20 protein-coding genes are annotated in these 21,845 nt (G+C 72.9%); 17 read left to right on the forward strand and 3 right to left on the reverse strand.

The window, feature by feature from the left end:
• The first annotated feature begins 150 nt into the window (after positions 1–150).
• The 7 genes from ACX9I7_RS28060 to ACX9I7_RS28090 all read left to right on the forward strand — a co-directional run bounded on the left by ACX9I7_RS28060 (position 151) and on the right by ACX9I7_RS28090 (position 4,437).
• Positions 151–1,437 (forward strand): adenylosuccinate synthase, encoded by a 1,287-nt coding sequence (locus tag ACX9I7_RS28060; protein ID WP_189455752.1) that lies wholly within the window; start codon positions 151–153, stop codon positions 1,435–1,437.
• Positions 1,438–1,540: 103 nt separating this feature from the next.
• Positions 1,541–2,392: a helix-turn-helix domain-containing protein gene (locus tag ACX9I7_RS28065; protein ID WP_459388897.1), complete on the forward strand. Its 852-nt coding sequence runs from the start codon at positions 1,541–1,543 to the stop codon at positions 2,390–2,392.
• Entirely contained in the window at positions 2,389–2,583 is a 195-nt protein-coding gene (locus ACX9I7_RS28070; protein WP_358237773.1) for a DUF397 domain-containing protein, read from the forward strand. The genes ACX9I7_RS28065 and ACX9I7_RS28070 overlap by 4 nt, the downstream gene beginning before the upstream one ends.
• Before the next feature lie 247 nt (positions 2,584–2,830).
• Positions 2,831–3,250 (forward strand): hypothetical protein, encoded by a 420-nt coding sequence (locus ACX9I7_RS28075; protein ID WP_459388898.1) that lies wholly within the window; start codon positions 2,831–2,833, stop codon positions 3,248–3,250.
• Positions 3,250–3,501 (forward strand): hypothetical protein, encoded by a 252-nt coding sequence (locus ACX9I7_RS28080; protein WP_358237771.1) that lies wholly within the window; start codon positions 3,250–3,252, stop codon positions 3,499–3,501. The genes ACX9I7_RS28075 and ACX9I7_RS28080 overlap by 1 nt, the downstream gene beginning before the upstream one ends.
• 145 nt (positions 3,502–3,646) lie before the next feature.
• Positions 3,647–4,198, forward strand: a complete 552-nt coding sequence (locus tag ACX9I7_RS28085) for a Uma2 family endonuclease (RefSeq protein ID WP_387577772.1) — start codon at positions 3,647–3,649, stop codon at positions 4,196–4,198.
• A gap of 11 nt (positions 4,199–4,209) precedes the next feature.
• Complete coding sequence (locus ACX9I7_RS28090; protein WP_126914900.1) at positions 4,210–4,437, forward strand: type II toxin-antitoxin system HicB family antitoxin; 228 nt, start codon at positions 4,210–4,212, stop codon at positions 4,435–4,437.
• A gap of 46 nt (positions 4,438–4,483) precedes the next feature.
• On the opposite strand, the gene ACX9I7_RS28095 is transcribed toward ACX9I7_RS28090, so the two are convergent.
• Positions 4,484–6,259 (reverse strand): serine/threonine-protein kinase, encoded by a 1,776-nt coding sequence (locus tag ACX9I7_RS28095; protein ID WP_459388901.1) that lies wholly within the window; start codon positions 6,257–6,259, stop codon positions 4,484–4,486.
• Positions 6,260–6,394: 135 nt separating this feature from the next.
• On the reverse strand, positions 6,395–6,598 hold the full coding sequence (locus ACX9I7_RS28100; RefSeq protein WP_189455764.1) for a cold-shock protein: 204 nt from the start codon (positions 6,596–6,598) through the stop codon (positions 6,395–6,397).
• 322 nt (positions 6,599–6,920) lie between these two features.
• On the opposite strand from ACX9I7_RS28100, the gene ACX9I7_RS28105 reads away from it, so the two are divergent.
• The 4 genes from ACX9I7_RS28105 to ACX9I7_RS28120 all read left to right on the forward strand — a co-directional run bounded on the left by ACX9I7_RS28105 (position 6,921) and on the right by ACX9I7_RS28120 (position 12,556).
• Entirely contained in the window at positions 6,921–8,276 is a 1,356-nt protein-coding gene (locus tag ACX9I7_RS28105) for an aspartate aminotransferase family protein (RefSeq protein WP_387577767.1), read from the forward strand.
• Positions 8,277–8,458: 182 nt separating this feature from the next.
• A complete protein-coding gene (locus tag ACX9I7_RS28110) occupies positions 8,459–9,127 on the forward strand; it encodes a GntR family transcriptional regulator (RefSeq protein ID WP_387577765.1) in 669 nt (222 codons plus the stop codon).
• A 135-nt stretch (positions 9,128–9,262) separates the two neighbouring features.
• Positions 9,263–11,740, forward strand: coding sequence for a dolichyl-phosphate beta-glucosyltransferase (locus ACX9I7_RS28115; protein WP_459388899.1), 2,478 nt, complete (start codon positions 9,263–9,265; stop codon positions 11,738–11,740).
• Positions 11,741–11,905: 165 nt separating this feature from the next.
• Positions 11,906–12,556: a hypothetical protein gene (locus tag ACX9I7_RS28120; protein WP_189455770.1), complete on the forward strand. Its 651-nt coding sequence runs from the start codon at positions 11,906–11,908 to the stop codon at positions 12,554–12,556.
• Positions 12,557–12,668: 112 nt separating this feature from the next.
• Here the strand turns inward: ACX9I7_RS28120 and ACX9I7_RS28125 are convergent, their stop codons facing one another.
• Positions 12,669–13,394 (reverse strand): SLATT domain-containing protein, encoded by a 726-nt coding sequence (locus tag ACX9I7_RS28125; protein WP_189455853.1) that lies wholly within the window; start codon positions 13,392–13,394, stop codon positions 12,669–12,671.
• Positions 13,395–13,711: 317 nt separating this feature from the next.
• Here ACX9I7_RS28125 and purD point away from each other — a divergent pair, with 317 nt between their 5' ends.
• From purD to ACX9I7_RS28155, 6 genes are all read left to right on the forward strand, one after another.
• A complete protein-coding gene (gene purD, locus ACX9I7_RS28130; RefSeq protein WP_387577761.1) occupies positions 13,712–14,959 on the forward strand; it encodes a phosphoribosylamine--glycine ligase in 1,248 nt (415 codons plus the stop codon).
• A 311-nt stretch (positions 14,960–15,270) separates the two neighbouring features.
• On the forward strand, positions 15,271–16,941 hold the full coding sequence (locus ACX9I7_RS28135) for a hypothetical protein (RefSeq protein ID WP_459388902.1): 1,671 nt from the start codon (positions 15,271–15,273) through the stop codon (positions 16,939–16,941).
• Positions 16,942–17,115: 174 nt separating this feature from the next.
• Positions 17,116–18,594: a N,N-dimethylformamidase beta subunit family domain-containing protein gene (locus tag ACX9I7_RS28140; protein WP_387577759.1), complete on the forward strand. Its 1,479-nt coding sequence runs from the start codon at positions 17,116–17,118 to the stop codon at positions 18,592–18,594.
• Positions 18,595–18,663: 69 nt separating this feature from the next.
• On the forward strand, positions 18,664–19,566 hold the full coding sequence (locus tag ACX9I7_RS28145) for a phosphoribosylaminoimidazolesuccinocarboxamide synthase (RefSeq protein WP_387577757.1): 903 nt from the start codon (positions 18,664–18,666) through the stop codon (positions 19,564–19,566).
• 184 nt (positions 19,567–19,750) lie between these two features.
• On the forward strand, positions 19,751–20,449 hold the full coding sequence (locus tag ACX9I7_RS28150) for a response regulator transcription factor (protein WP_387577755.1): 699 nt from the start codon (positions 19,751–19,753) through the stop codon (positions 20,447–20,449).
• On the forward strand, positions 20,446–21,825 hold the full coding sequence (locus ACX9I7_RS28155; RefSeq protein WP_459388900.1) for a sensor histidine kinase: 1,380 nt from the start codon (positions 20,446–20,448) through the stop codon (positions 21,823–21,825). The genes ACX9I7_RS28150 and ACX9I7_RS28155 overlap by 4 nt, the downstream gene beginning before the upstream one ends.
• The last annotated feature ends 20 nt before the right edge of the window (positions 21,826–21,845 follow it).

The raw sequence follows: 21,845 nt of genomic DNA on the forward strand, positions 1-21,845 counted from the left end.
GTGCAAGAGCCCCTGTCGCTGTTGCGCCAGGGGCTTCGTCTATCCGGGGCACCGGTTCGACGGCTCTAGCGGTGGTGAGCGCCCGTATCACTCGGGCGACAGGCCACCTGTGCACGTTGGACATGCCCCGCCCGGAAGGGGTGTACGCCTGTGCCCGCACTTGTGCTGCTCGGTGCTCAGTGGGGTGACGAGGGCAAGGGAAAGGCCACCGACCTGCTCGGTGGATCCGTCGACTATGTGGTGCGCTACCAAGGTGGCAACAACGCCGGCCACACGGTCGTCGTGGGTGACCAGAAATACGCGCTCCACCTTCTCCCTTCCGGAATCCTCTCGCCGGGGTGCACCCCGGTCATCGGCAACGGTGTCGTCGTCGACCCGGCGGTCCTGCTCTCCGAGCTGAGCGGGCTGAACGAGCGTGGCGTCGACACGTCCAAGCTGCTGATCAGCGGTAACGCGCACCTGATCACGCCCTACAACGTCACCCTCGACAAGGTGGGCGAGCGCTTCCTCGGCAAGCGCAAGATCGGCACCACCGGCCGGGGCATCGGCCCGACCTACGCCGACAAGATCAACCGCGTGGGCATCCGGGTTCAGGACCTCTACGACGAGTCGATCCTGACCCAGAAGGTCGAGGCGGCCCTGGAGCTGAAGAACCAGCTCCTGGCGAAGCTCTACAACCGTCGCGCCATCGGCTCCGCGGAGATCGTCGACGGGCTGCTGGCCTACGCCGACCAGATCAAGCCGTTCGTCGCCGACACCACGCTGATCCTGAACAACGCCATCGACGAGGGCAAGGTCGTCCTCTTCGAGGGCGGCCAGGGCACGCTGCTCGACGTCGACCACGGCACGTACCCCTTCGTCACCTCCTCGAACCCGACCTCGGGTGGCGCCTGCACCGGCGCGGGCGTGGGCCCGACGAAGATCAACCGCGTGATCGGCATCCTGAAGGCGTACACCACGCGCGTCGGCGCCGGCCCGTTCCCGACCGAGCTGTTCGACAAGGACGGCGAGGCGCTGCGCACGATCGGCGGCGAGCGCGGTGTCACCACCGGCCGTGACCGTCGCTGCGGCTGGTTCGACGCGGTCATCGCCCGCTACGCCACCCGCGTCAACGGCCTGACGGACTTCTTCCTCACCAAGCTCGACGTGCTGACCGGCTGGGAGCAGATCCCGGTCTGCGTCGCGTACGAGATCGACGGCAAGCGCGTCGAGGAGCTGCCCTACAGCCAGACCGACTTCCACCACGCGAAGCCGATCTACGAGATGCTGCCGGGCTGGACCGAGGACATCTCCAAGGCCAAGACGTTCTCCGACCTGCCGAAGAACGCCCAGGCGTACGTCAAGGCGCTGGAGGAGATGTCGGGCGCGCCGATCTCCGCGATCGGCGTCGGCCCGGGCCGCGACGAGACGATCGAGATCAACTCGTTCCTGTCGTAGGCGGCACGCGACAGCGTGACGGCGCCCCGGTGGTCGACGACCGCCGGGGCGCCGTCGTTTGTGCGACAGTGTGCGGTCCACACTGTGGTGCGAGGGGGAACCCATGTCGTTCAGACGGCCGCCGACGGAGCGGCAATGCCGGCTCGGCGCGGAGCTCCGCAAGATGCGGGAACGCGTCGGGCTGTCGCTGACCGATGCCGCCGCACTGCACCGCGTGAACAAGACCACGATCAGCAACACGGAATCCGCCCGCTTCGGTGTGAGTGCTGACCGCGTCCGCGTCTGGGCCGCCAACTACCGCTGCTCCGACCGCGCGTACATCGACACTCTCGCCGACATGGCACGGGAACGCGGGAGGCACTGGTGGGACGAGCACCGCGACACGATGCCCGCGACGGCGCTTGATCTCGCGGAGCTGGAACACCACGCGATCGCACTCCGGAACGTGCAGATCACGCACATGCCCGGGCTTCTGCAGCACGAGGACTATGTGCGCGCCGTCTTCCAGGAGGCGGTGCCCGCGCTGACGCCTGAAGGGCTGGAGCACAAGGTGGCGTTCAGGATAGGGCGCCGCGTCGTCCTGGACGGGCCCGAGCCGCCGGAGTGCACGTTCCTCGTCCATGAGGCCGCTCTCCGCATGCGGTTCGGCAGCCGGAAGATGGTCGGCAACCAGCTGGACCACCTCCTGGAGCAGTCGGAGCGGGAGAACGTGCTGGTGCGCGTCATCCCCTTCGCCGCGGGCGGCTTTCCCAGCGCGGGAAGTTCCACTCTCTACGCCTGCGGGCGAGTGCCGCAGCTCGACACCGTGCAGCTGGACGTCCCCACGGGGTCGACGTTCCTCCACGCGGAGACCCATCTTGAGAACTACCGGGCCGTGTTGGAACGGATGGAAGCCCGTTCCCTCCCACCGGACCGCTCACGGGACTTCATCCGTGAGGTGTCGCGCGACCTATGAAAGCGGGGACAGTGAATACACAGTGGCAAAAGGCGTCGTTCTCCGAGCAGGGTGACAACTGTCTCGAACTGGCCCCGTCCGGCGGCGGCGTTCTCATACGGGAAAGTGACGACCCGGGCGTGGCCATAAGGATCACCCCGCCGGGGCTGCGTGCGCTTCTCACGAGGGTCAAGACCGGCCAGCTCTCCTGACGACTCGGCCCTGTTCGGCGCTTTTCGAGCCCCTTGCCCGCGCGGTGAGGGGCTTCTTTGTGGCCATGGCGAGAACTGGCATATGCCGTTTCGTCGTTAGTGCCTCATAAATGTTGATGGCTCGCGGCCTGTGGGGCTACGGTCTCAACTCCTCGCTGTGCACAGTCGGTTGCGCAGCGTGGAAACAAGGCGCCCCGGCGACGTGTGCGCGTCCCGGGGCCGGCCAACGCCGCATAGGAGCGTCAGCATGCCCCACCGTATCGGGCTCGTTCTGCAACGAACACTCGCCCTCGTCCTGAACCTGCTGTTCCCGGCCACGGGAGCGCGCCGCCGCGCTGCCGCGGCGCCGTACGAGCCGTACGACTCGTGCCGCAGCGGTACCGGAACCGCCAACCCCACCGCCCCGCGCCCCCGAACCGCATCCGGCCTCCGCCTCCTCGTCCGGGCCCTCACACCGCCCCGGCTGCCCGGAACACCGGACCGACACGTCGCCCGCGCCGACCTCACCCCCTACTTCCGCCCCTACCGCCTCACCCACGAACAGCGGCGGCGCCGTACCGCCCTCGCGCTCGCCCTCGACGGCATCGACGTCGGCCCCTGGGCCATCCACGGCCACCGTATCGGCACCCCCGCCGCCGCGCTCGCTCCCCAGGCGGTGGCCGCGTGATGATCACCCCGAACCCCGTGCCGCTGCCCCCGCTTCCCCCGATTCCTCCGCGCCACGGGCTGCGGGTCAGCCGTGTCCCCGGCAAGCCGGTCCGCCGGGAGGCCGACGGCGGCATCGCCGTCCCCCTGTGGCTGGAACACCACGGCAGTTTCCACGCCGATCTCGTCCTCCGGCTCTCCGCCGCCGAGGCGGAACACCTGCACGCGCAGCTCTGCCGCGCCCTCGACGGCGGGGGAACGCACCAGCCGTAGGCGGCCCGCCCGCCAGGCCCCGCGCTCCGGCGCGGGGCCGGGCCCCACGCCGTCACCCGTCCGGGGGAGCGGCAGGAAAAGGGAGTCGGTGCCTGCCGAAGGTCGGCGAAGCTGGCCTTCGCCTGGAAGGGAACGCACGTCGCACATGCTGGTGGAGGAGTTCGAGCAGATCGCCGTCGCCGCGCCCGAGACCGTCACGCTGGAATTCGTCAATGGACGGATCCACGAGAAGCCGGTGGCCGACGGGGATCACAACGCGATCATCATGTGGCTGCTCAGGCGCTGCATGCAGACGCGCCCCGAGCTCGATCTCTACACGACCCGCGGCCTGAAGGTCGGGGAGTACCGCAAAGGCAGGGCCCGCCCGGACGGCGCGCTTGTGCCCGTGGATCACTTCGCCGGGCACGGCGAGTGGGCCGACCCCGACGGTGTGCTGATGACCGTCGAGGTCACCTCGTACGACGGGGACACCGACCGCCGCGACCGGCGGGAGAAACCGGCCGCCTACGCCGCCGCCGGCATCCCCGTCCACGTTCTGGTCGACCGGGACGCCGGTGTCGTGGCGGTACACACCAACCCCGACCCGGAACGCGGATACCTCGACATCCACCGCGCCCCCTTCGGGGAACAAGTCACTCTCCCCGACCCGGTGAACATCACTCTCGACACGGAGCCTTTGAAGAACTACGTCCGCTGACGCCCCCGGCAATGCCCGAATATCGCGCCAGGTTTCGCATCCTCTACACGCCGGACGAAGGCGGTTACAACGCTCTGGAGCCGGTCACCGGTACGACGAGCTGGGGCAGCGACCATGCCGAGGCAAGAGCGATGATCACCGAGGCTCTCGAGTCGTACTTCGTCGAGGTTTTTCTCGTGCCGCCGTGGAGGAAAGCGCTGCCCGGCGGGCCGACTCCTGGTCCGACGGCGTCGATGTGACCCAGAGGGTCACGGCCCCGCGGCGCGGGGCCATGCGCGCCGCCCCTCACCCCGTCCTGCTGTAGACCAGCGAAGCGTCCTTGTTCCCGGAGTCCGTGAAGGAGCGCCGCATCCGTCCGTCCGGGAGCAGGGTCAGGTCGGACGGGGAGCCGGGCTGGCAGGCGGACGTGGGGTTCGCCTGGGTGACGGCCGACGGGCCCAGGCGCATGGAGCCTCCGCCACCGCCGGTCCTCGTCGCGTGCCACCCGCAGGTGTAGGACGTGCCGTCGGCGAGGGTGCCGCTGCCCTGGATGGTGACGTCGCCCGACTCCGAGACGGTGATCGTCCGGTAGTTGGGGCCCGCGCCGCTGTCGAAGGTGGTCTGCCAGGTGCCGAAGTAGCCCGTGGGCGCCGCGGCCCGGGTGGGGTCCTGGGTGGTCGGGTCGACGCCGGGCGGCGTGGGCTTCGGCGGCGGGGGAGTGCTCCGCGCGGAGGGCGAGTCGGGCGTCGCGGGACCGGGCGCCGGCTGGCCGGAGGCCGATGTGCTGGGACCCGCGTTCGGGGTCCCGGTGTCCCGGTTGAGCAGGTAGACCATCCCGCCGCCCGCCAGCAGCCCGGCGGCCACGACCAGGGCCACGAGGTAGGGCGTCTTCGAATGCGACGGCGGCGCCGCGGGCCCGACGTGCACGGTCGGGGGGTGGTGGTACGGGCCGTACGAGCCCGGCGGCGTCCCCGGCGTGCCCGGCGTGCCCGGCATCCCATGCGCGTACGGCGGCAGCGGCTGGTGGTGCGCCCCGGCGGGCGCGGTGAGCGTGGTCGGGTCCGGCTGCGCCGCGCCCGGCGGCGGCCCGACCCGGGTGGGCGGCTCGGCCGCCGGGGGTATGGGGTCGGCGACCGTGGCCGGATGCCCCGTGGCGGGACGCGCCGGCTCCTCGACCTCCAGGAGGCTGATCGCGTGCCGGCCCAGCTGGGCGACGAGGCCGCCGGGCAGCCAGGGCTCGGTGGACCGCAGGTCCTCCAGCTGGTCCTGGACCCCGGTGCGGGCCAGGACCTCCGCGGGCGTCGGCCGGTCGCCGGGCGCCTTGGCGAGGCACGCCTCGATCAGCGGCCGCAGCCCGTCCGGCACCTCGGCGAGGTCCGGCTCCTCGTGGACGATCCGGAACATCACGGCGTGCACCGCGCTGTCGGCCGCCCCGAAGGGCATCCGGCCGCCGGCCGCGTACGCCAGGACCGAGCCGAGGCAGAAGACGTCGCTCGCGGGCGTGACCGCGTCGCCGCGCACCTGCTCGGGCGCCATGAAGCCGGGCGAGCCGACGGTCGCGCCGGTGCGGGTGAGCCCGGCTCCGGTGACGGTCTCCAGGGCCCGGGCGATGCCGAAGTCGATGACGCGCGGCCCGTCCAGGGTGATCAGCACATTGGACGGCTTGAGGTCGCGGTGGACGATCCCGGCGGCGTGGACCGACTGGAGGGCCCGGGCGAGCCCCGCGCCCAGGATCCGGACGGACCGCTCCGGCAGCGGCCCGAAGTCACGGTCGACGACCCGGCCCAGCGAGGGCCCGGCGATATAGCCGGTGGCCACCCAGGGCACGGCCGCCTCGGTCTCCGCGTCGAGCACCGGCGCGGTCCACTCGCCGCCGACGCGCCGTGCCGACCGCACTTCCTGCGCGAACCGGCGACGGAACTCCTCCTGACCCGCCAGCTCCGGGCGGACCACTTTCACCGCCACCGTGCGGCCCCGGTCGGAACGGGCGAGATAGACCCGGCCCATTCCGCCCTCGCCCAGCCGGCCCAGCAGCCGGTACGAGCCGAGTGTGCGCGGATCCTCCGGCGACAGACCTTCGATGCCGTCCATGCCGGCACTCCTTCCCCCATGTTCCACGGCGGAGAATAGCGGCACGGCAAAGGGCCGGGTATCCGCACGGCGAAAACACGGATACCCGGCCCGTTCCGGGGGCGCGCGATCGGGCCGGGCGCGCCGTCAGGCGGGGAGGATGTTCTCCGCCTGCGGGCCCTTCTGACCCTGGCTGATCTCGAAGGTGACCTTCTGCCCCTGCTGGAGCTCCCGATAGCCCTGGGTCGCGATGTTGGAGTAGTGGGCGAAGACGTCGGCGCCGCCGCCGTCCTGCTGGATGAAACCGAACCCCTTTTCCGAGTTGAACCACTTCACGGTGCCGGTAGCCAAGCTGATCGATCTCCTTAATGGGGGCGCACGGCGGAATTCCGTACTCCAGGAAAACGCAAGAGCGCCCGAGGTCACGGACCTTCAGGCGCACATGACAAATGGGGTCAATACAGCGACCGCGAAAGACCGTAGCAGGAGAAAAGCACCGAACGGGGATTTCCCGCACGGCGATTCGCACGGGCGTCGGCGGCCCGGCACGCCACTCGGCACTGTGTCCACGGGGGCGCCCGGCGGCCGACACAGTGCCGGTACCGGGGCCCGGCCCGGCTCCCTAGGCTCGGCCCGACAGCGCCGGTCGAGCAACCGATCAGAGGTCACGCAGTTGAGCACACAGCCTGTTCCCACCGACGCCGCGGCGGTCAAGGCCGCCGACCGCGCCCACGTCTTCCACTCCTGGTCCGCGCAGGGCCTCATCGACCCGTTCGTCGTCGCGGGCGCCGAGGGCTCGTACTTCTGGGACCACGACGGCAACCGCCACCTCGACTTCTCCTCCCAGCTCGTCAACACCAACATCGGCCACCAGCACCCCAAGGTCGTCGCCGCGATCCAGGAGCAGGCGGCCCGGCTGTGCACGATCGCGCCGGGCTTCGCCGTGGACGTGCGGTCCGAGGCCGCGCGGCTGATCGCCGGGCGGACCCCCGGAGACCTCGACAAGATCTTCTTCACCAACGGCGGCGCGGAGGCGGTCGAGAACGCCGTCCGGATGGCCCGGCTGCACACCGGCCGCCCCAAGGTGCTCAGCGCCTACCGCTCGTACCACGGCGCCACGGCCGCCGCGATCAACCTGACCGGCGACCCGCGCCGTTGGCCCTCCGACACGGCCTCGGCCGGCGTCGTGCGCTTCTGGGGCCCGTTCCGCTACCGCTCGCCGTTCCACGCGGAGACCGAGGAGCAGGAGTGCGAGCGCGCGCTGCGGCACCTGGAGGACACCATCGTCTTCGAGGGCCCGGCCACGATCGCCGCGGTCATCCTGGAGACCGTGCCCGGCACCGCCGGGATCATGGTCCCGCCGCCCGGCTACCTCCCGGGCGTCCGGGCGCTGTGCGACCGGTACGGCATCGTCCTGATCCTCGACGAGGTCATGGCCGGCTTCGGGCGGACGGGCCGCTGGTTCGCCGCCGACCACTTCGGGGTCGTCCCCGATCTGCTGACCTTCGCCAAGGGCGTCAACTCCGGCTACGTCCCGCTCGGAGGCGTCGCCATCTCGGCGGAGATCGCCGCCACGTTCGAGGAGCGGCCCTACCCGGGCGGGCTCACCTACTCCGGCCACCCGCTGGCCTGCGCCTCCGCCGTGGCGACGATCAACGCGATGGCCGAGGAGGGGATCGTCGAGAACGCGGCGCGCATCGGCGAGGACGTCCTCGGCCCCGGCCTGCGCGAGCTCGCCGGGCGCCACCCGTCCATCGGCGACGTCCGGGGCCTCGGCGTCTTCTGGGCCGTCGAGCTCGTCCGCGACCGCCGCACCCGCGAGCCGCTGGTGCCGTACGCGGCGACGGGCGGGGCGAACGCGCCGATGGCGGCCGTCACGGCGGCGATCAAGGAGGCGGGCGTCTGGCCGTTCGTGAACATGAACCGCGTGCACGTGGTGCCGCCGTGCACGATCACGGAGGCGGAGGCCAAGGCGGGCCTGGCCGCCCTGGACCACGCCCTCACGGTCGCCGACCGCTACGCGGCCTGAGCCCCGGCGGCCCCCGGCGGGCCCGTACCGCCGGTACCCACTCCCACAGCGCGCGCACAGCATCAGGTACCGTTCACCGTCCCGTGCGCCCGGTCATACCGCCCGACGTCGGCCCTCGCCTATGGTTGCGAGGGCCGTTCGCATGCCAGGCGTGCGGCCACGGAAAGGGAGACGAAGGACCAATGCCAGGCAGCGAGGCTGTCAAGCGCACGACGCTGCGCTCACAGATCGCCGAAGCCCTGCGCGACGAGGTCATCGCGGGGCGGCTCCCGTCAGGGCGGCAGTTCACCGTCAAGGAGATCGCCGAGCAGTACGGGGTCTCGGCCACGCCCGTGCGCGAGGCGCTGCTCGACCTCTGCTCGCAGGGGCTGCTCGACGTCGAGCTCCACAAGGGCTACCGGGTGCGCGAGTTCTCGCACGCCGACTTCCGCGACATGATCGAGGCCCGCACGCTCGTCGTCGAGGGCATGTTCCGGCGCTCCGCCGAGCGGGCGCTGGCCGCGGCCAGCCCGGAGGCGCTGGCCTCCGTGCGCCGACGGGCCGACGAGGCCGCGCGGGCGGCCCTCGCGGGCGACCTCGACATCCTCATCGGCTACGACCTCCGCTTCTGGCGGGAGATGGCCGGACTCGTGGCGAACCCCTATATATCCGACTTCCTGGACCGGCTCCGGGTGCAGAGCTGGATCTTCACCGTCCCCCTGCTGCGCCGCCTCGGCGACCTCCGGGGCCGGCTGTGGCACCGCCACTCCGAGCTCGCGGAAGCCATAGCCTGCCGCGACGTCGAACGCGCCCAGCGGATCGTCGTCGCCTACAACCGGCACACGCTGGAACTGATCGACGCCCTGACGTAAGCGTCATAAGACCGGTATGTCCGATGGATCCGTTGAATCCCTTGGATCCGGTAATTCCGTTCGATGACTGATCGATGCAGTACGCATAGAGTCAAGATCCGCCAACAGTCGTCGACAAACGGAATGTGATTCGAAATGAAGATGACGCCGGTCGCGTCCACCACGGCCGACGAGGAGGACCGCGGCGCCATCGGGCTGTCGGTGATCGTCCCGGCGTACAACGAGGAGGACCGGCTCGCGCCCACGCTCAAGGCGATCCGCGCCCACCTCCAGGACGGCCCGGCCGCGTGGGAGTTGATCGTCGTCGACGACGGATCGACCGACGGCACGGCGGCCCTCGTCGAGGCCGCCGCCGACGAGGAACCCCGCATCCGTCTGCTGCGCACCCCCGCCAACCGGGGCAAGGGCCACGCCGTACGCACCGGCGTCCTCGCCTCGCGCGGCCACCGCGTCCTGATCACCGACGCCGACCTGGCCACGCCCATCGAGGAACTGGCGCTCCTGGAGCGCCGGATGGACGAGGGCGTCCCCGCCGCCGTCGGCTCCCGCGCCCTGCCCGGCTCCCGGATAGCCGTCCGGCAGCACGCGCTGCGCGAGGTCATGGGCCGGCTCGGCGGCGGGCTGATCCGCGCCGCCGCCGTCCCCGGCATCCGCGACACCCAGTGCGGCTTCAAGCTCTTCGACGGCGACAAGGCCCGCACCGCCTTCGCCGGCTCCCGGCTGGACGGCTGGGCCTTCGACGTCGAGATACTGCGGTTCTTCCAGCAGCAGGGCTGGGAGGTCGCCGAGGTGCCCGTGCGCTGGGCCCACCAGCCCGGCTCGAAGGTCCGCCCCCTCGCCTACCCCCGCGTCCTGGCCGACCTCGTGCGCGTCCGCTGGCACACCTACCGCCGGACGGCGAGCCCGGCACGGTTCGCGATACCCGCGCTCTTCCTCCTCATCGGCGTCTTCCTCTACGGCGGGCTGTGGAGCGACCCGGCCGGCCACTACCTGATCGACTCCAACCACGACCAGCAGCAGTGGGAATGGTTCTTCGCCGCCACCGCCGACAACGTCGTGCACCTGCGCAATCCGCTCTCCAGCGACTTCCAGAACTTCCCGCTCGGCGTCAACCTCATGGCGAACACCGCCATGCTGGGCCTGTCCATCCCCCTCACACCGCTCACCCTGCTGCTCGGCCCCCAGTTCACCTGGGCCGTCGTGCTCACCGGCGGGCTCGCGGCGACGGCCTGGGCCTGGTACCGGCTGCTGGCGAGACGCTTCACCCGCTCCCGCTGGGCCGCCGCGCTGGGCGGCGGCTTCTGCGCCTTCGCGCCGCCGATGATCTCGCACGGCAACGCCCACCCCAACTTCGCGGTGCTGTTCATGTTCCCGCTGATCATCGAACGGCTGCTGCGGCTGTGCGAGGGCAGGCGGACCAAGCGCGACGGCGTCGTCCTCGGCCTCTTCCTCGCCTACCAGGTCTTCCTCGGCGAGGAGGCCCTGCTGCTGGCCGTCACCGGCCTCCTCCTCTTCACCCTCGGCTACGCGGCCGCCTCCCCGCACGTGGCCGCGGCCGTCGCCCGGCCCCTGCTGACCGGCCTCGGCATCGCCGCCCTCGTCTCCGTACCGCTGGTGCTCGGCCCCGTGGCCTGGCAGTTCTACGGCCCGCAGAGCTACCGCAGCGTGCTCCACGGCCAGACCGGCAACCACCCCATGGCGTTCCTGGAGTTCGCCACCCGCTCGCTGGCCGGGGACCAGCCGATCGCCGCCTCGCTCTCCCTCAACCCCACCGAGGAGAACGCCTTCTTCGGCTGGCCGCTCGTCGCCCTCACCGTGGCCCTCGTCGTGCACATGAGGGACCGGCCGGCCGTCCGCGCCCTCGGCTTCACCGCGCTGGCCGCCGCCGTCCTCTCCCTCGGCCAGAACATCCCGCTGCCGGGCACGGACAAGACGCTGCCCGGCCCGTGGCGGCTCCTGGCGGAGGCACCCCTCTACGAATCCGTCATCGAGTCCCGGATGGCGATGGTCTGCGTCCCCGCCGTCGGCATCCTCCTCGCCCTCGCCTGCGACCGGCTCGCCGTCCGGCGGGTGCGCAGCGAACGCGAGAGCTCCCGCCGCGTCATCGGCGTCGCCGCCCTCGCCGCCGCCCTCCTCCCGCTGCTGCCCACCCCCTTCCGCACCGTCGAACGCGCCCCGACGCCCGCGTTCTTCGCGGACGGCACCTGGCGGGAGTACGTCCGCCCCGGCCACGCCCTGGTGCCCGTACCGGTGCCCAGCCCCACGGAGACCGCGGCCCTCGGCTGGCAGATCGACACCGGCCTCGGCTTCCCCTTCCCCGGCGGCTACTTCAACGGCCCTTGGGGACCCAAGCGGGACGGCTTCGCCGGCGCCCCGCCGCGCCCGACCTCCGAACTGCTGCGCAAGGTCCACGAGACCGGCGAGGTGCCCGCCATAGGCGAGCAACAGCGCCGGGAGTTCCGCCAGGACCTCGACTTCTGGCACGCCGACGCGCTCGTCCTCGCGGACCAGCGGTTCACCGCCGCGCTGCGGACGGCGGTCACCCGGCTGACGGGCGACGAGCCCCGGCGGACCGGCGACACGTGGGTGTGGGACGTGCGCGTCGACCGTTGACCCAGGGGCCCGAGCAGGCCGCGAGCCGACCGCGAGTCGGCCGGAAGCCGGGCGGATTCGGCGCGTCTCCATCTGTCCGCCCGGTATGACAACCGGCTGAGCGGCACTACTCTGGCCCGACCACCCGACCATCGGACGGGAAGGCGATGACGAGAGTGAGCTCACGTGGCCTGTGACCTGTGGCTGGTGCCCCTAGTCGACGTGCTCTGCCACAGCCCCGACAACCCCTTCGCCGACGAGATCGCCGCCTACGACAAGGCACTCGGCGAGGCGGGGCTGCCCCCGGTGCCCGTCTTCGGCTATATGCCGGGACTCTCCGGGGACGTGGCGCCCGTCGCGGGCTTCGACTACGACGCCCTGCACTTCCTGCGCCGCGCCCATCTGCTGAACCTCTGTGGCCTCGCCGTGACCCCGGTGGATGAACTCGGCGGTGACTACGAACAGTTGCTGGAGATGTTCGAGGCCACGGCGCAGCAGTCGCACCTGGTCTGGCACTACGACCACGCGGGTGCGTACGTGCCGGTGGACTTCCCGCATCCGCTGTCCAACGACGAACTCCTCGAAGGCGGCGGGCCGCTGGGTTCCAGCCACGGCCTGCTGCGCGAACTCCACTCCGTGGCACCGGTCCTGGGCATCGACCCGGACAACCCACCGGCCCCACCGGCGGCGCCCGACCACCCCACGACCCTTGAGGAACGCGCGGCCCCGGGCCCCCACGACGACAGCCCGTTCGCCCGGGAACGCCACGTATGGCTGGGGCTCCACGCGGCGGCGACGCGAAGCCTGGGGCAGGGCTCGATGATCGTCTTCAGCTAATTCCAGCCCCTCTGGCGTTTGAGGAGCGGGGTCCGGGGCGAAGCCCCGGGAAACGGTGAAAGGGCGGGACCGGGGCATCACCCCCACCCCGCCCCCACCGGGCCGGCACCCGCTACCGAGGCGACTCGGGCGGCCGCTGCCGAGGCATATTGGGCCGCGTATGCGGTGGCATAGGGAAACGCCCCACAGGCCCGGAATCCGTCCGAGGACCCCACGCCACCAACGACTGCGTCAGCAACGGCGCCGGCCCCGCCCGGAACTCCACCATCCAGTCCGCCGTCTCGGCCCGGACGAGCTCCGAGACGTCCTCGGAGAACCTCCGCAGCACGGTCAGACAGCGCTCGGCCGCCTCACTCGCCGTCCCCTCCGTGGGCCCGAGCACCTCCCGCACGCACTCCGACGCCCAGTCGAACTGGAGCACCTCCAGCCGCCGCTGCACCGCCTGGGCCGTGGCCACGCCCCGCATCCACCCGGACGTCAACCCGAAGTACCGGTCGCAGGCCACACAGGCCACCGCGCCCAGCAGCGCCAGGAACGCCCACGCGGAACCCGTGCGCAGCACCTTGGTGAGCTCCAGCAGCGGCAGGGCCGCGCCCACCACCGCGCAGCAGGCCGCCGCCAGGCGCAGCCCGCGCGCCCAGCGGCGTTTCCACGCCCGGTCGGTGAGGTACCAGTCGGCGAGGTTCAGCGCGCCGCCCTCGACCCATCTGTAGAGCTCGTCCAGTCGCTCGGCGGGTTCCCCCCAGTCCCCGAGCGGGAACGTCCGGCCGCGCAGGTCGCCCCGGTGCTGCCCTGCTGGGGGGTTCCCCTGCTCCCTCGGGAGCCCCTCGGGCTGCATCTCAGGCTGGCTCACCCTGCACTCCCTCTCCGCCGTGTGCCGTGATCACAGTGATGTGCAGCCTCCTTCCTACCGCCGAACGGTTGGCGTTGGGCGCAAGATCAGGCCTTTTCCGTCCGTAAGTGGGCCGGCATCAGGTATAGGAGGCCGGGGGTACTCACCCGAAAGAGTGCACGCCGGTCGAGGCGTGGACGCCGAACGGGCGGCGAAACGTGTCGACGGAAGGTTCCTGCCGCAGGCTCCCGCGAGAGGTTCCTACGAGTGCCGTGCCCACCCCGAGTCGTAGTGATCCACAATCGAGGCAATAGGGTGAGGGGGTGAAGGTCCTCGTCATCGGCGGCGGCGCCCGCGAACACGCCCTGTGCCGCTCCCTGTCCCTCGACCCCGACGTCACCGCGCTGCACTGCGCCCCCGGCAACGCCGGGATCGCCGAGGTCGCCGAGACGCACCCCGTGGACGCGCTGGACGGCGCTGCCGTCGCGGAGCTCGCCGCGTCGCTGAGCGCCGACCTCGTGGTCGTCGGCCCGGAGGCGCCGCTGGTCGCGGGCGTCGCGGACGTCCTGCGCGAGCGCGGCTTCCCGGTCTTCGGCCCCTCGGCCGAGGCAGCGCGGCTGGAGGGCTCCAAGGCCTTCGCCAAGGACGTCATGGCCTCGGCGAACGTGCCCACCGCCCGCGCCTACGTCTGCACCACCCCGGAGGAGATCGACGAGGCGCTGGACGCCTTCGGCCCCCCGTACGTGGTCAAGGACGACGGCCTGGCCGCCGGCAAGGGGGTCGTCGTCACCTCCGACCTGGCCGCCGCCCGTGAGCACGCGCTGGCCTGCGACCGCGTGGTGATCGAGGAGTACCTGGACGGCCCCGAGGTCTCCCTCTTCGCGATCACCGACGGCGAGACGGTGCTGCCGCTGACGCCCGCCCAGGACTTCAAGCGGGCCCTGGACGGCGACGAGGGCCCGAACACCGGCGGCATGGGCGCCTACTCCCCGCTGCCGTGGGCCGGCCCCGAGCTGGTCGACGAGGTCATGGAGAGCGTGCTCCAGCCCACCGTGGACGAGCTGCGCCGCCGGGGCACGCCGTTCTCCGGGCTGCTCTACGCGGGGCTGGCGATCACCTCGCGCGGGGTGCGGGTCATCGAGTTCAACGCGCGCTTCGGCGACCCGGAGACCCAGGTCGTCCTGGCCCGGCTGAAGACGCCGCTGGCCGGCGTCCTGCTGAGCGCGGCCACCGGCGACCTGGCCGCCCGGCCGCCGCTGAACTGGAGCGAGGACGCGGCCGTGACCGTCGTCATCGCCTCGCACAACTACCCCGGCACCCCGCGCACGGGTGACCCGATCGAGGGACTGGCGGAGGCCGCCGAGGTCGACAAGGCGTACGTCCTCCACGCGGGCAGCCGGCGGGACGAGGCTGGCCGCGTGGTGAGCGCGGGCGGCCGGGTGCTGTCGGTCACGGCCACGGGCGAGGACCTGGCCGACGCGCGGACCCGCGCCTACGAGGCCGTCTCCCGCATCCGGCTGGACGGCTCCCACCACCGCACGGACATCGCGGAGAAGGCCGCGTCGGCCTGACGACGGCCCGACGACCGGCGGGGAACGGCGCCGGGCCGGTGACGGACCGGCGGCGAGGGCGGGTGGAGAAAACGGGCAGAAGCGACGCGTCCGCCCGTGCCGCCACCGCCCGACGCCATTCCATCGGGTGAGCGCTTGTCCAAGCGGCTGACGCACGCCCCACCCCCAACTAGGGTGCGGCGCAGGCCGGCTGCCGGGTGGCTGACTCGGCGGCCCGACCGGCCCACCGGCATTGCGATGTCAGAGGCCGGTGCCACAGTGGGGGAGGTAAGCAACGCACCTCGGCAGAGCACTACCGGCAACTGGGGGTGATCGGTCCCGTGGCAGGTCCCGAAGCAGGCGCGTCGACCGCGCGCACCAGAGCCCTTGCCGTGCTGCGGGTACGCGGCGCGGCGCTGGCCGTGGCCCTGTTGCCGGCGGCGGTCGCCGTGGTGCTGGCGGTCGGCTCGGCGACGGGGCACATCGCCGACGGCTCCGCGCCGGCGGCCGCCCTTCCGGCCGTCACCGCCGCCGCCGTGCTGGCGCTGGCGCTGGCCGCTCTGGTGGCCACCGTGGTGGCCCGGGCCCGTCCGGCCCTGAGCCCCACGGTCCCGATCCCCGAGGAGACGGCCCCGGACCTCTACCGCCTGGTGCGCGACCTCGCCGACCGGCTGGGCGTCCCGGTGCCCTCCGCGATAGCCCTCACGCCCGACTGCGACAGCTGGCTGGAGGACCGTACGCACCCGGCGCACGGCCCTCCACGCGGATTCGCCCTCGTCCGGGCGCGGACCGTGGCAGCGCCGGTCCTGGTGATCGGCTCGCCGTTCCTGTGGTGGATGCGGGTCGCCGAGCTGCGCGCCCTGCTGGCGCCGGTCGTCGCGGGCACGGGCCCCGCCGCCCACCCCGACATAGCCGCCGCCCGCCGCTTCGTCCGGGGGCTGGACGCCGCCGTCGCCGTATCGGCGGGCCGGCCGCACCTCGCGTTCGTCGGCTGGGTGGCCCGGTTGCTGCTGCGGTCCTGCCGCGAGCACGCGGCCGAGATGGAGCGCGGGGTGGCCGCCGCCGCCTCCGAGCGCGCCCAGGCGGTCGACTACGGCCTGCGCATCGTCGCCCAGGAGCAGGTCGGCCTCGCCTACGCCGGCTGGGACCGGCTGCTCAACCGCGTCGCCCTGCCCGCCTGGCGGATGGGCCGCTGGCCCTCCCGGCTGGACGCGGGCGTGGTCTCCGCGCTCACCGAGCTCTCCCGCCGCGACCGGCTGGCCGAGGGCTTCGCCTCCCGGCTGGGCGAGCGGCCCGCCTGCGACCTCCTGGAGGAGCCCGGCCTGATCGACGAGGCCGCCTCCCTGCTGGCCGCCCGGCTCTTCCACGGCGGCCCGGCCGAGCCCGGCCCCACCTGGCGGCCCGTCGCCTGGAGCCAGTACCCGGAGGAGGTCGTCGACCGCACCTGGCGCCTGGAGGCCGCCCGCCTGCACCGCGTCCTCGACGACATCGCCGCCTGCGGCGGCCGGGGCGCCCCGGAGCCGGCCGTCCGGCCCCGGCCGGACGTGCCGCCCGGCGCGCCCACGGTCGCCCGCGTCCTGGACCGGCTCGGCGGCCCGGGCGGCAGCGGGATCGGCGAGGAGCTGGAGCTGCGGCTGAGCGCCGAGGTGGAGCGGGACGCCGCCCGCGAGGAGGCCGCCGCCCGGCGCGGCGCCTTCGGCACGGTCTCCGGCTCCTGGGCCGGCGGCCTCGCCCCGCTGTTCCCCCTCCAGCCGCCGCGCAGCGGCCGCGAGCTGCTCGCCGACCACGTGACCGCCATGGTGTGCTGCGCCGCCGTGGACACCGCCGGGGCCGTCCCCGGCCTGGACTGGCTGGACGGCCCCGCCCTGCTCGTCGGCGGCACCCGCCGCGCCGGTCTGTCCCGCACGGTCCTGACCCTGCTGGAGGACGGCGACGCCGAGCCGCTGCGGGCCTGGCTCGGCGAGGTCGGGGTCCGGATGGAGAAGCCCGTCAGACTGATGTGAGGGCGCCCGGCGGGCGGGTGACCCTCCGTGATGACGTAACGCTGCGTAGAGGCCGAGCCATCACTTCCGGGGAATTTCCCGACGAACGGTGACGGTCCGGATGCGTCATGTGATCTGCTGGGAGTCCGCCGGGAATCCGAAAAGGTATCCGGAGGCCCAGGGGAGGGAGCGCACATGGGGATGGACCAGATCCGCCGCTGGGAGTCCGGGGCACTCGCGCACGCCGTCTCGGACCCCTTCGGGCAGGGCCCGCTGCCCTGGCTGCGCGGCGGCGAGTTCTACTTCGACGGCACCGGGAAGATCATCCCCTGGTACGTCGACCCGGTGACGGCCCCGGCCGGCTCCCGGGTGCCGCCGCCCCGCAGGCCCGGCCCCCGCGCGGCCGACGACGTCCACTGCCAGATCAAGGGCTTCGCCACCGCCAGCGCCGTCGCCCCCGGCGAGGCCATCGACCTGCGGATCACCGTGGACCCGCCGCAGCAGTTCGCCGTCGACGTCTACCGCATCGGCCACTACGGGGGCGTCGGCGCCGCCAAGATCACCACCAGTCCCCGGCTGTCGGGCATCGTCCAGCCCCCGCCGCTCACCGTCGACCGCACGGTCTCCTGCCACCACTGGTGGCTCTCCTGGCGGCTGCAGATCCCGTCCTTCTGGAGCACCGGCGCGTACGTCGCCGTGCTCACCACCGCCGACGGCTACCGCAGCCACATCCCCTTCACCGTTCGCGACGGCAATCCCTCGGATCTCCTGCTGGTCCTCCCGGACGTCACCTGGCAGGCCTACAACCTCTACCCCGAGGACGGCCGCACCGGCGCCAGCCTCTACCACGCCTGGGACGAGGAGGGCCGGCTCCTCGGCGAGGACGCCGCCGCCACCACGGTCTCCTTCGACCGCCCCTTCGCGGGGGCCGGCCTCCCGCTGCACGTGGGCCACGCCTACGACTTCATCCGCTGGGCCGAGCGCTACGGCTACGACCTCGCCTACGCCGAGACCCGCGATCTCCACGCGGGACGAATCGATCCGGCACGCTACCGGGGCGTCGTCTTCCCCGGCCACGACGAGTACTGGTCGGCCGAGATGCGCCGCACCGTCGAGAACGCCCGCGACTGCGGCACGTCGCTGGTCTTCCTCTCCGCCAACACCATGTACTGGCAGGTCGAGCTCGCCCCCTCGCCCGCCGGCCCCCACCAGCTGCTCACCTGCCGAAAACGCCGCGGCCCCGGCCGCTCCGCCCTCTGGCGCGACATGGCGTCCCCCGAACAGCAACTGCTGGGCATCCAGTACGCGGGCCGCGTCCCCGAGCCCGCCCCGATGGTCGTGCGCAACGCCGGCCACTGGCTCTGGGAGGCCACCGGCGCCGGCGAGGGCGACGAGCTGCCCGGCCTCGTCGCCGGCGAGGCCGACCGCTACTTCCCCCGTACGGCCCTGCCCGAGCACACCCGCCGCATCCTCCTCGCCCACTCGCCCTACCTGGACGGCGAGGGCGCCAAGCGCCACCAGGAGACCTCGGTCTACCGGGCCCCCAGCGGCGCCATCGTCTTCGCCTCCGGCACCTTCGCCTGGTCGCCCGCCCTCGACCGCCCCGGCCACACGGACCCCCGGATCCAGCGGGCCACGGCCAATCTCCTGGACCGCATCTGCAAACGAGGCTGACCCCTCCCGGCCGTCCGTCAGTGGCGTACGGCAGAATCGAGGTGTTTGGACAAACCAACAGGAGGCCGCGTGTCCGGATTCGTCGAGAAGCCCAAGCCCGTCGAGGTGCCGGGGCTGACGCACCTCCACACGGGCAAGGTCCGCGACCTGTACCGCGACGAGGCGGGCCGTCTGGTGATGGTCGCCAGCGACCGCATGTCCGCCTACGACTGGGTGCTGCCCACCGAGATCCCCGACAAGGGCCGCATCCTCACCCGGCTCTCCCTGTGGTGGTTCGACCGCCTGGCCGACCTGGTGCCCCACCACGTCCTCTCCACGGACCTCCCGGCCGGCGCCCCCGCCGACTGGGCCGGCCGCACCCTGATCTGCCGCTCCCTGGACATGCTCCCCGTCGAGTGCGTGGCCCGCGGCTACCTCACCGGCTCCGGCCTCGCCGAGTACCGCGAGAGCCGCACCGTCTGCGGCCTCGCCCTCCCCGAGGGCCTGGACGACGGCTCCGAGCTGCCCTCCCCGATCTTCACCCCCGCCACCAAGGCGGCGGTCGGCGAGCACGACGAGAACGTCTCCTACGAGGAGGTCGCCCGCCAGGTCGGCGCCGAGACCGCGGCCGTCCTGCGCCAGGCGACGCTCGCCGTCTACAGCCGCGCGCGCGACATCGCCCGTGACCGGGGCATCATCCTGGCCGACACGAAGTTCGAGTTCGGCTTCGACGACCAGGGCGCGCTCGTCATCGCCGACGAGGTCCTCACCCCGGACTCCTCCCGCTTCTGGCCCACCGAGACCTGGTCCCCGGGCCGCCCCCAGCCCTCCTTCGACAAGCAGTACGTCCGCGACTGGCTCTCCTCCCCGGCCTCCGGCTGGGACCGCACGGGCGAACTCCCCCCGCCCCCGCTCCCGGAGAACGTGGTGGAGCGGACGCGCGAGAAGTACGTGGAGGCGTACGAGCGGCTGACCGGCACGAAGTGGTCCTGACGGGGGCTCCGCCCCCGGGCCCCCGGTCCTCAAACGCCGGACGGGCTGAATTCAGCCCGTCCGGCGTTTGAGGACGACGCGCGTCAGCGCGGGCCCGCCCCCGCCCCTAAGAGCCCTCTCAGACAGCGCGTGCCATCGTGGGGGACCGCACAAGATCCCGTACGCACCCCGCCGGAGGCGCGCCGTGTCCGAGCCGACGTCCGTCCTCGTCGTCGACGACGACCCCGACGTCCGGGCCGCCGTGGCCGACGGCCTGGCCGTCGAGGGCTACGCGGTCCGCGTCGCCGCCGACGGCCTCGCCGCGCTCTCCGCCGTCGCCGCCACCCCGCCGGGGGCCATCGTGCTCGACCTCGCCATGCCCGTCCTCGACGGCCTCGCCGTCTGCCGCCGCCTCCGCGAGCTCGGCGACCGCACCCCCGTCCTCGTCCTGACCGCCCGCGACGCCGTCTCCGACCGCGTCGCCGGCCTGGACGCCGGGGCCGACGACTACCTCGTCAAACCCTTCGCCCTCGACGAGCTCCTGGCCCGCCTCCGGGCCCTGCTGCGCCGGGCCACCCCGGCCCCCGGCACCGCCGACGCCCCGCCGGAGCTGGCCTTCGCCGACCTCACCGTCGACCCCCTCACCCGCACCGGCGAACGCGCCGGGACCGCCCTGGAGTTCACCCGCACCGAATTCGCGCTGCTGGAAGTGTTCCTGCGCCACCCCGGGCAGGTACTGCCGCGCGAGGTGATCCAGGAGCGGGTGTGGGGCGCCGACTTCGGTCCGGAGTCCAACTCCCTCGCCGTCTACATCGGCTACCTGCGCCGCAAGCTGGAGGCCGGCGGCGCCTCCCGCCTCGTCCACACCGTGCACGGCATCGGCTACCGGCTGGCAGAGCGATGATCACCCCGCTCCGCGGCCGCACCCTGCGCGCCCGCCTCGCCCTCGTCACCTCCGCCGCCGTCGCGCTCGTCGCGCTCGGCGTCCTGGGCGCGGCCTACGTCGTCATCCGCTACGAACTCGTCCGCCAGCTCGACCTCCAGCTCAAGCAGCAGGCCGGCCTGATCTCCCAGCAGAGCCGCGGCGGCGCCGACAGCGGCGTCCTGTACGACCAGTGCGCCTGGCGCGCCGCCCCCGCCTGCGCCCAGATCGTCCGCGCCGACCCCGCCGCCCCAGGCCAGCGGGGCCTCGCGCTGCCCGTCACCGGGGCCACCCGCCGCGTCGCCGCCGGCACCCTCGGCGCGTACTACAGCGACATCACCCACGACGGCCGGCCCATGCGGATGCTGACCACGCCCCTGCCGGGCCGCGAAGGCCACGCCCTGCAGGTGGCCGCCCGCTCCGACGCCGTCGACCAGGGCGTACGCCAGGCCGGCTGGTACCTCGGCTGGGTCGGCGGCGCCGGGGTGCTGCTCGCCGCCGCGCTCGGCTATGTGGTCTCACGGACCTCGCTGCGGCCCGTGACCCGGCTCACCGCCACCGCCGAACGCATCGCCGCCACCCGCGACCCGGCCCACCGCATCGAACTTCCCCCGCATCAGGCCCGCCGCGAGGACGAGATCACCCGCCTCGCCGCCAGCTTCAACACCATGCTCGGCGAACTGGAGGAGGCCGTCGCCGCCCAGCGCCGCCTCGTGGCCGACGCCTCCCACGAACTGCGCACCCCGCTCACCGCGCTGCGCACCAACGCCGAGCTCCTCGCCCGCGCCGAGCGGCTCTCGCCCGCCCAGCGGGAACGGGCCGCCGAGGCCCTGGGCCGCCAGATGCGCGAGGTGACCGGCATGGTCAACGACCTCATCGAGCTCGCCCGCGACGAGGAGCCGCGCCCGCTCGTCGAACAGGTCCGCCTCGACCTCCTCGCCGAGCGCTGCGCGGCCGTAGCGCGCGGCCACTGGCCGGGCGCGGTCTTCACGACGGACCTCGCCGAGGCGACGGTCCCGGGCGTACCGGCCCGGCTGGCCCGGCTGCTGTCCAACCTGCTCGACAACGCGGCCAAGTTCAGCCCGCCCGGTGCCGTGGTCGAGGTCCGTCTCGCGCGCGCCGGCGGAACGCTCGACCTCACCGTCCGCGATCACGGGCCCGGGATCTCCGCCGAGGACCTGCCGCACGTCTTCGACCGCTTCTACCGCTCCCGGCAGGCCCGCGCCCTGCCCGGCTCCGGCCTCGGGCTCGCCATGGCCCGCCAGATCGCCCGCGCCCATGGCGCCGAGCTCTCCGCCGAACAGGCCCCCGGGGGCGGCGCGTGCTTCCGCCTGCGCTTCCCCGCCCCGGAGGGGTGAAACGACGAAGGCCCGGTCGG

Source organism: Streptomyces sp. L500, from assembly GCF_054551825.1.

Bases quoted from the DNA above. Each gene is read 5' to 3' on its own strand.
- ACX9I7_RS28065 (WP_459388897.1), top strand. From the start codon at position 1,541: ATGTCGTTCAGACGGCCGCCGACGGAGCGGCAATGCCGGCTCGGCGCG.
- ACX9I7_RS28070 (WP_358237773.1), top strand. From the start codon at position 2,389: ATGAAAGCGGGGACAGTGAATACACAGTGGCAAAAGGCGTCGTTCTCC.
- ACX9I7_RS28075 (WP_459388898.1), top strand. From the start codon at position 2,831: ATGCCCCACCGTATCGGGCTCGTTCTGCAACGAACACTCGCCCTCGTC.
- ACX9I7_RS28080 (WP_358237771.1), top strand. From the start codon at position 3,250: ATGATCACCCCGAACCCCGTGCCGCTGCCCCCGCTTCCCCCGATTCCT.
- ACX9I7_RS28085 (WP_387577772.1), top strand. From the start codon at position 3,647: ATGCTGGTGGAGGAGTTCGAGCAGATCGCCGTCGCCGCGCCCGAGACC.
- ACX9I7_RS28090 (WP_126914900.1), top strand. From the start codon at position 4,210: ATGCCCGAATATCGCGCCAGGTTTCGCATCCTCTACACGCCGGACGAA.
- ACX9I7_RS28110 (WP_387577765.1), top strand. From the start codon at position 8,459: ATGCCAGGCAGCGAGGCTGTCAAGCGCACGACGCTGCGCTCACAGATC.
- ACX9I7_RS28115 (WP_459388899.1), top strand. From the start codon at position 9,263: ATGAAGATGACGCCGGTCGCGTCCACCACGGCCGACGAGGAGGACCGC.
- ACX9I7_RS28125 (WP_189455853.1), bottom strand. From the start codon at position 13,394: ATGCAGCCCGAGGGGCTCCCGAGGGAGCAGGGGAACCCCCCAGCAGGG.
- ACX9I7_RS28140 (WP_387577759.1), top strand. From the start codon at position 17,116: ATGGGGATGGACCAGATCCGCCGCTGGGAGTCCGGGGCACTCGCGCAC.
- ACX9I7_RS28155 (WP_459388900.1), top strand. From the start codon at position 20,446: ATGATCACCCCGCTCCGCGGCCGCACCCTGCGCGCCCGCCTCGCCCTC.